Annotated in this window: 5 protein-coding genes and 1 pseudogene; all 6 read right to left on the bottom strand. The window is 36.5% G+C overall.

The features are described from left to right. Nucleotides 1–147: 147 nt before the first annotated feature. On the bottom strand, nt 148–957 hold the full coding sequence (codY, locus tag RT405_RS10480; protein WP_313469559.1) for a GTP-sensing pleiotropic transcriptional regulator CodY: 810 nt from the start codon (nt 955–957) through the stop codon (nt 148–150). Nucleotides 958–979: 22 nt separating this feature from the next. Next, nucleotides 980–2,404 carry an ATP-dependent protease ATPase subunit HslU gene (gene hslU, locus RT405_RS10475; RefSeq protein ID WP_313469557.1) on the bottom strand — a complete coding sequence of 475 codons (1,425 nt, stop codon included), beginning with the start codon at nt 2,402–2,404 and terminating at the stop codon, nt 980–982. A 15-nt stretch (nt 2,405–2,419) separates the two neighbouring features. Beyond that, nucleotides 2,420–2,959 (bottom strand): annotated as a pseudogene (gene hslV, locus RT405_RS10470) (ATP-dependent protease subunit HslV). Nucleotides 2,960–3,001: 42 nt separating this feature from the next. Then, nucleotides 3,002–3,901: a tyrosine recombinase XerC gene (xerC, locus tag RT405_RS10465; RefSeq protein ID WP_396163702.1), complete on the bottom strand. Its 900-nt coding sequence runs from the start codon at nt 3,899–3,901 to the stop codon at nt 3,002–3,004. A gap of 140 nt (nt 3,902–4,041) precedes the next feature. After that, nucleotides 4,042–6,120 (bottom strand): type I DNA topoisomerase, encoded by a 2,079-nt coding sequence (gene topA / locus RT405_RS10460; protein ID WP_313469556.1) that lies wholly within the window; start codon nt 6,118–6,120, stop codon nt 4,042–4,044. A 193-nt stretch (nt 6,121–6,313) separates the two neighbouring features. Then, nucleotides 6,314–6,712: DNA-processing protein DprA (locus tag RT405_RS10455; protein WP_313469555.1), on the bottom strand; the 399-nt coding region annotated here is incomplete at its 5' end.

Here is a 6,712-nt window from a genome sequence, read left to right as displayed (position 1 = left end):
CCATAAATATTCAATCTGGTTTTCTTTATTTTTGACACTAGTTAATTCTGCCCCTTTTTCAGAAACAGTAACAACTAGATATTGATTTTCTAATGTGATCACTTTTATTCCCCCAGTAACCTTTTATTCATTAAACAAACCTATTATTTAATAAATTCGCTCTTTATTTAATGCATCGATGAATTTTGTATTGTGAACTCGGATATAGGTTCCTTTCATTCCCAATGACTTAGACTCAATAATACCACCAGATTCTAACTTTCTCAATGCATTCACAATCACTGAACGGGTTATCCCGATTTTAGCTGCTACATTGGAAGCAGTCAAACGCCCTTCCAGCCCATTCAATTCTTCAAAAATAGCTTGGACTGCTTTCAGCTCACTATAAGACAGTGTCTTCATGGCAATTTGAACATTTGCAATGTCTCTAGCTTCTTCTTCGATCTGGGTTGATTTTTTATATAAAATCTCAATCCCTACAACTGTAGCAGCATGCTCCCCTAATATCAAATCGTCATCGTTAAACTCCGGTGATAAACGGGCTAGAAGCAAAGTGCCTAACCGTTCTCCAGCTGCGTAGATAGGAATAATGGTCGTTAGCCCGTTTTTGAATAAATCTCGTGTTTCAATTGGAAAAACGGTATAGTCGCTCTCAATTCCAATGTTTGAACGTGTTTCACTGATTTCAAGCATGCTGGCGGCATACTCGCAAGGAAATTCCTTTGCCGTTAACATCTCTTTTACGCGTTCATTGTTGATTTCGTGTTTTTCATTATACCCTAACAGGATTCCTGCTTCATCAATGAGATAAGCATTCACATTCAATATATCTGCAAGTATACCAGCCATATCAGTAAAAGGCAGCTTGCCTTCTTCAGTCGGATCGTTATTCACTACCCCGCCTTTTTTTTGTAGCATATTATTTATTTTACGCATTTTTTGAAGCAAACCACTCATAGGCTAATCCTCCAAGCATGTATTATAAAATGTATCGGCTTAAATCTTTATCTTCAACGATATGGGCAATTTTTTCATTGACATAATTTTGCGTGATCGTAATTTCTCCCATTTGCATATCGGGTGCTTCAAATAACAGATCTTCCAATAGTCTTTCTAAAATCGTGTGTAAACGACGAGCTCCGATATTATCCGTTTCTTGGTTTACCCGATAAGCAATATCTGCTAGTTGCTCAATGGCTTCAAAAGTAAAGGTTACTTCAATATTGTCTGTCTCTAATAAAGCAATATATTGTTTAACCAACGCGTTATTAGGTTCTGTTAAAATTTTAACAAAATCTTCTTTTGACAGATCATCTAGTTCTACACGAATTGGAAAACGTCCTTGTAATTCTGGAATTAAATCACTTGGTTTAGATACATGGAAAGCACCTGAAGCAATAAACAGGATATGATCTGTTTGGATCGTCCCATATTTGGTAGTCACTTGTGAGCCTTCAACGATCGGCAAGATGTCACGTTGAACACCTTCACGAGATACTTCTCCTGAGTTACTGCTTTTAGATGTAATCTTGTCAAATTCATCGATGAAGATAATTCCAGAATTTTGAGCCAGTGCTATAGCTTCAGCATGGATATCTTCTCGGTTGACTAACTTTTCTGATTCTTCTTGAATTAAAATATCGAGAGCTTCTCTAACCGTTACGGAACGCTTTACTTTGTTTTTTGGACGTAAAGCTCCTAATGTATCGTTCAAATCAATGCCCATTTGTTCTAAACTGGCATTCATAGGAGAGTTCATCGTTTTTTTACTTTCTTCAACAGCAATCGTTACTTCTCTGTTATCTAATACACCATCACGAATCTGCTGTTTAATGGTTTCTCGATTTATTGAAATAGATTCTGGAACTTCTGTTTCAGTTTCGTCTTCTTCCTCGCTATCTGCACTTGGATTCAATCCCATACCTTTCAGCATGGCTTCAAATGGGTTAGGCGCAGCTGTTTCTTTTTTCTCTTTTTTAATACCTGGCACTAAGATTTTAGCTAAGCGATCAATAGCTATTTTTTCAGCTTTTATATACACACTTGAATATTGACGCTTTTCAACCAGCAAAATAGCTGCTTCAACTAAATCGCGTACCATCGATTCTACATCACGACCAATATACCCTACTTCAGTAAATTTAGTAGCTTCTACCTTAATAAAAGGTGCTTTAACAATTGTTGCTAAGCGGCGCGCAATTTCTGTTTTCCCTACCCCTGTTGGTCCAATCATCAATATATTTTTAGGTGTAATATCTTTTTGGAAATCTTCATCTAGTTGCAAACGACGGTACCGATTGCGTAAAGCTACAGCAACTGATTTTTTTGCGTTGGTTTGTCCAATAATATAATTATCTAATTCTGCAACAATTTCTCTGGGTGTCATATTTTCTAAAGTATTCATTCTTTTCTCACGTCCTTATAATTCTTCAACAACGATGTTGTGGTTAGTATAAACACAAATATCTGCAGCTACATTTAAGCTTTCTTCTGCAATTTCTGCTGCAGTTAGGTCCTTGCCATATTTTTTTAATGCTCGTCCTGCAGAAAGGGCAAAATTACCGCCGGAGCCAATTGCTAAGATGCCATCATCTGGTTGAATAACTTAACCTGAACCTGAAACGAGCAACATCTCTTCTTTATTCATCACAATCAGCAAAGCTTCTAATTTTTGAAGTGCTCGGTCTGTCCGCCATTCTTGTGCCAATTCAACTGCAGCACGTGTTAAATTGCCTTTATATTCATTTAATTTTGCTTCAAATTTTTCTTCTAAGGTAAATGCATCGGCTACGCTTCCAGCAAAACCAACTAGTACTTTATCATTGTATATGCGGCGCACTTTACGAGCTGTGCCTTTCATAATGACACTTTCGCCCATCGTGACTTGCCCGTCTCCTGACATGGCACAAGCCCCGTTGTGTTGGATTGCAAAAATCGTTGTAGCATGAAATGTTGTCATTCTTTTTTCCTCCATCATCATCTCGTCAGCTAACTTAACGTATTAAGCACGTGGATGAAACTGACGATAATTTTTTTGTAAATGTTCTTTTGTAACGTGTGCATAGATTTGCGTAGAAGACAAACTGGCATGACCTAATAATTCTTGAACGGTCCGCAAATCTGCCCCATTATTTAATAAATGAGTAGCAAATGTGTGCCTTAACATATGAGGGTGAATATCGGCAGTTAAACTGCTCTTTTTTATAATCTGATTCAAAATATATTCAATTCCTGAAGCCGATAGTTGATCCCCGTATTGGTTCACAAAAAGATAGTCATGCTCTTTATGGTATTTTGTCATTAAAAGAGCACGTCCTTTTCTGAGGTACTCTTGTAAAGATACAGCTGCGTAGTGCCCAAAAGGAACGTACCGTTCTTTATTACCTTTCCCATGGATCAAAACGACACTTAAATCAAAATCGATATCTTTTAATTGAATGTTTTTACATTCACTAAGCCTTATTCCTGTTCCATAAAGAACCTCTAAAAGAGCTTCATTTCGAAAATCAAGCGGCTTTTCTCCTTTTACAGCTTGAAATAAAGCATCCATCTCTTTTTCATAAAAAAATCGAGGCAAACGAAGCGTTTTCTTTTTTAAATGGATATAAGAAAACGGATTTTCCGTTACAACTTGATTTTTTAAAAGAAATTGATAGAATGCTCTCAGACTTGATATTTTTCTTGAAATGGTATTGCGGCTTAATTCTCGCTGGCTTAATTCTCCTAAAAAAATACGAACATCTTGTAAACTGACTTTTTCGTATTGAGCGTCACCCGTTGCTGCTAAGAAATCTGAAAATTCGGTAATGTCTTCTTCATATGCTTTTTTAGTGAGCTCAGAATAATGACGTTCAGTAATCAAATACCGCAAAAAAACTTCTTTCATTTCACAGTTATCCAAAAAAAACCCTCCACTCATATGACAAAATTACTTTATCATAGAAATAAAGGGAATACAATTGAATATGCTGATTGCAGTTTAAACTTATTGTTTTTTTAACCTATTTCATCAAGAGGACTAAAACTGAATGTTCAAACTCGTTAATTTTGAACTTCTTCTTTATAATCACAATTGCTGCAGATGACTTGTTTTTTGCCTTTCGTCTTCTTTTCAACTAAATAATGATCGCATTTTGGACAGTTTCTGCCAATAGGTTTATCCCAAGACACGAATTCACAGGCTGGATACCGATCACATCCATAAAACAAACGATTTTTCTTAGATTTTCGTTCAATGACTTGTCCTTCTTTACATAATGGATAAGTGACACCAATTTCTTTGACAATCGCTTTCGTATTGTGACATTCCGGAAAATTACTGCACGCATAGAACTTTCCATATCGTCCAAGTTTAATTACCATTGGATGCCCGCATAAATCACAATCAAATCCAGCAGGTTCGTCTTTGATTTGAATTTTTTCAATCGTTTCTTCAGCATTTTTTACTTCTTTAATAAAAGGATGATAGAATCGATCAATTACATTGACCCATTCTTCTTTCCCTTCTTCAACAGCATCCAAGTCTTTTTCCATTTCTGCTGTAAAATGAATATCTACGATTTGCGGGAAGAATTCTACGACTAAGTTATTCACAATAACGCCTAATTCGGTTGGTTCGAAACGTTTACTTTGCAATTTCACATAGTATCTTTTTTGAATCGTGTTCAGCGTCGGGGCATACGTAGACGGACGTCCAACACCATTTTCTTCCAGTGTCCGAATCAATGTCGCTTCAGAAAAACGAGCAGGCGGCTGTGTAAAATGTTGTTTAGGTTCAATGTCAACAGACTTAACCAGATCCCCTATTTCTAATTCAGGCAAGATGTTTTCTTTTTCTTCTTTGCCATCATCTGTTCCTTCCACATAAACTTTTTGGTAGCCAGGAAATTTAAGAGTGGAACCATTTGCTCTGAATAGAACGGCATTTTGAACAATATCGACTTTTACCGTATCAAAAATAGCTGCTGTCATTTGACTGGCAACTAAACGTGACCAGATAAGGTTATACAATTTATATTGATCTTTAGTTAAATATTTTTCAATTTCTTGAGGTGTCCGCATCACACTTGAAGGCCGAATGGCTTCATGCGCGTCTTGAGCACTAGCTGATTTTTTAGCAATACGCGGTTTTGAAGCAGCGTATTCAGCACCAAATTCTTTAGTAATGTATTCAGCAGCTTCATTTTTAGCCGAATCAGCAATACGTGTGGAGTCTGTCCGCATATACGTGATCAACCCAACAGCACCGCCGCGACCTAACGATATTCCTTCATACAGCTGTTGAGCAATCATCATTGTTTTTTGTGTTCTGAAGTTTAACTTCCGAGCGGCTTCTTGTTGCAGACTACTTGTTTTAAATGGCAAAGCAGGATTCCGTTTGCGTTCTTTTTTGGTTACTTTGGTTACTTCAAAATCTTTGCTTTTTATTTCTTGGATGACTTTTTGAACATCTTTATTGTTTTTTAACTCCATTTTTTTACCGTTTAATCCATAGAAAGAAGCTTTAAATTTTTTGGTGCCTTTTTTAAAGTTTCCTCCAATACTCCAATATTCTTCCGGTTTAAAAGCATTGATTTCATTTTCTCGATCACAAATCAGTTTTAGTGTAATCGACTGGACACGACCAGCACTTAAGCCTTTTTTTACTTTTTTCCATAAAATAGGGCTTAATGTATAACCAACCAAACGGTCGAGAATTCTTCTCGCTTGTTGAGAATTAACTAATTCCATATTAATAGAACGAGGTTCTTTAAAAGCACCTTTAACAGCTTCTTTTGTGATCTCATTAAAGACAACTCGATTCTTGTCACTTCTGTCTAAACCAAGAAGGTAGCTAAGGTGCCAAGCAATAGCCTCTCCTTCTCTGTCCGGGTCAGCTGCTAGAAAAACTTTTTCAGCCTTTTTTGCATAACCTTTTAATTCTTTTATTAGTGGTCCTTTTCCGCGAATAGAAATGTATTCTGGTTGATAATTATTTTCTACATCAATTGCCATACGGCTTTTCGGTAAATCCCGAATATGACCTAAACTGGCAACAACTTTATAATTCTTGCCTAAATATTTTTCAATTGTTTTTGCTTTAGCCGGCGATTCAACGATCACCAAGTATTTATAGGCCAATGGAATGCTCCTTTCAAATGAGCTCTTATTTTCTCCTTTCAGCTTTTTTAATAGTTGAAAGAGAAATCGTTAATCATCTTATGCTATCCAATGCCCTTTTGTCAACTATTGAAATCCCGACTCAGCTAAAAAGTTGTTTTTTTAACTATAATATAGAAGAGTTTTTTCACTATTCCTCTTTTTTTGTGAGGGTTCAATAGGACAATTCCTCTAAAATATGCTCAACTGACAAAACACATTTGGCTCCATGTAAAATCAATTCATTTGTACCTGCTGAATAAGGATTAGTAATTGCTCCAGGAACAGCAAATACTTCTCTTCCTTCTTGCAACGCAAGATTCGCTGTAATCAAACTTCCACTACGAGACTTTGCTTCGACTACTAATGTCCCTACAGATAGTCCTGCGATAATACGATTTCTCATTGGGAAATGCTGTTTCAATGGTTTTTCGCCTAGAGGGTACTCAGACAGCAGCAAATGATCTCTGCCGATTTCAGCTTGTAACGCTTTGTGTTCAAATGGATAAGCGAGATCTAATCCGGTTCCGACTACCGCAATCGTTTTTCCTTTTTTTGAAATGGTCTTTTGGTG

Source organism: Carnobacterium sp., assembly GCF_032094055.1.
In the GTDB taxonomy this organism is placed as follows: Bacteria; Bacillota; Bacilli; order Lactobacillales; family Carnobacteriaceae; genus Carnobacterium_A.
The sequence above is the reverse complement of the archived record's forward strand: the minus strand, read 5'-3'. Positions and strand labels throughout refer to the sequence as shown.